Raw genomic sequence first — 2438 nt, 5'->3', positions numbered from 1 at the left:
TCAGCTGGCTGGGACCATCCCCGCACGTCTCTGTACACCGACCACTACGAGCTGACCATGCTGCAGGCCGCACTGCATTCGGGAGCCGCGCACCGCAAGTCCGTGTTCGAGGCGTTTGCCCGGCGGCTGCCGGACGGCCGGCGCTACGGCATTGTGGCCGGCACCGGACGGCTGCTGGAGGGGATCGCCGGATTCCGCTTCGGCGATGCCGAGATCGACTACCTGCGCCGCACCAAGGTGGTCAACGAGGAAACCCTCGAGTACCTGGCAAACTTCTCCTTTTCCGGCGACATCTGGGGCTACGCGGAAGGTGAGGCCTACTTCCCCAACTCCCCCATCCTGATCGTCGAGTCCACCTTCGCCGAGGCCTGCATCCTCGAGACGTACATCCTCTCGATCCTCAACCATGACAGCGCGATCGCGTCGGCAGCCTCCCGCATGATCACGGCCGCGGGATCCCGCCCCTGCGTCGAGATGGGCTCCCGGCGGACCCAGGAGGAGTCCGCCGTCGCGGCCGCCCGCGCGGCAGTGATCGCCGGCTTTGACAGCACCTCCAACCTCGAGGCCGGGCGGCGCTACGGGATCAAGACGGTGGGCACCGCAGCGCACTCCTTCACCCTGCTGCACGACACCGAACGCGAGGCGTTTGAAGCCCAGCTTGCCTCGATGGGCGCCGGGACGGCGCTGCTGGTGGATACGTACGACGTCGAAACCGCGGTCCGTACCGCCGTCGAACTCGCAGGCGACAAACTCGGCGCTGTCCGGCTGGACTCCGGCGACCTCGTGGCGCAGGCCCAGTGGGTCCGGCAGCTGCTTGACGGGCTCGGCAACGAAAACACCAGGATCATCGTCACCTCGGACCTCGACGAGTTCGCCATCGCCGCGCTCCAGTCCGCCCCCGTGGACTCCTACGGCGTCGGCACCTCGCTGGTCACCGGCTCCGGTGCGCCGACGGCGAGCATGGTCTACAAGCTGGTCAGCCGCACAGACGACGACGGCACGTTTGTGCCCGTTGCGAAGGCCGCCAAGAACAAAACCAGCAAGGGCGGCCGCAAGTATGCGCTGCGCCGCCTGAACGACCGTGGCACCGCCACCCAGGAGATCGTCGGCATCGGGCACCGGCCGGACGACGACGGCAACGACCGGCAACTGCTGCAGCAGTTCATCAAGAACGGCGAGCTCCTGCCTGGCTGGACGGGCCCCGACGGGGTGGTCCGCGCCCGTCAGCGGCACGCCGACAGCATGAAGGAGCTGCCGGCCGTGGTCAACCGCCTGCAGCGCGGCGACGCCGCCATCCCCACCATCTACGAGGAGGACTGAATGTCCCGCGCCCTGATCATCGTTGACGTCCAGAACGATTTCTGCGAGGGCGGGACACTGCCGGTGGACGGCGGGGCGGCCCTGGCCGCGGAGATCAGCGAATACGTTGACGCCCACCACGGGCAGTTCGACCACGTCGTCGCCACCCAGGACTGGCACATCGAGCCGGGGGCCCATTTCTCCGAGCAGCCCGATTTCCTCGGCAGCTGGCCGCCGCATTGCGTCGCGGGCACCCGTGGCGCCGAGCTGCATCCGGACCTGGACACCGAGTACGTCGAGGCCTATTTCCGTAAGGGACAGTTCACCGCGGCCTACTCGGGCTTTGAGGGGCTCCTCGCGCCGGACGACGCCGTCCCCACCGGCGACCGCACCCCCGGCTCCCTGCCCGTGGCCGGCGCCGTTGATGCGGACACTTTCGCGGCGGATGAGGACGCCATAGGCCTGGATGACTGGCTGCAGAGCCACGATGTCGAGGAGGTGGTGGTCGTGGGGATCGCCACCGACCATTGTGTGAAGGCCACCGCCCTGGACGCCGTGCAGGCCGGCTACTCAGTCACCGTCCTTCGCGGGCTCACCGTCGGGATCGCCGATGACCTCGATGACGCGTTCGCCGAAATGGAGCTCGGCGGCGTGGACCTTAGCTGAGATCGCAGCGGCCCCGGCCGCACAGTAGACTCGGAATCCTTGCCAGTAACGTCGGACCGTAAAATCCCGGAGTACACCATGAAGAAGACCCTGACCGTCCTGATCGCTGCCGGGACCCTGCTCGGCGCAGCCGCCTGCACGGCCTCCCCGCAGCTGACCAACCAAGAAACCTGCGCCCGGGTCAAGACCGTCGTCTCCGCCCAGTCCGCCTCGTCGGACAAGGCCGGCATGAACAAGGTCGCGAACCAGCTCCGGCCCATCGAGGCGGCGGCCTCCGATGACCTGCGGGATCCGCTGCAGACCATCATCGAATACTTCGACGAAGCGGCGAAGCCGACGCCGGACACCGCCAAACTGGACACCATGAAGGCCGACTACTCGGCCGCCGGCCAGGCCTACAGCAAGGTTTGCGGCGCGGGCCAGTAGCCGGAGCCGCGGCGCCATCACCAGCGCCAACACTGCACGAAAAAGGG

At 67.8% G+C, this 2438-nt stretch carries 3 protein-coding genes; all 3 read left to right on the top strand.

Annotated features, from left to right (window positions below):
• The coding region (locus tag AC1DHD_RS15565; RefSeq protein WP_476880579.1) for a nicotinate phosphoribosyltransferase at window positions 1-1320 on the top strand (1320 nt) is incomplete at its 5' end.
• Window positions 1321-1965: an isochorismatase family protein gene (locus AC1DHD_RS15560; protein WP_476880578.1), complete on the top strand. Its 645-nt coding sequence runs from the start codon at window positions 1321-1323 to the stop codon at window positions 1963-1965.
• Window positions 1966-2043: 78 nt separating this feature from the next.
• Entirely contained in the window at window positions 2044-2391 is a 348-nt protein-coding gene (locus AC1DHD_RS15555) for a hypothetical protein (protein WP_476880577.1), read from the top strand.
• Window positions 2392-2438 lie beyond the last annotated feature (47 nt).

It is taken from the genome of Arthrobacter sp. 05L45_2 (assembly GCF_056397525.1).
Note: the sequence above shows the minus strand (reverse complement) of the source record. Positions and strands in the feature narration are given on the sequence as shown.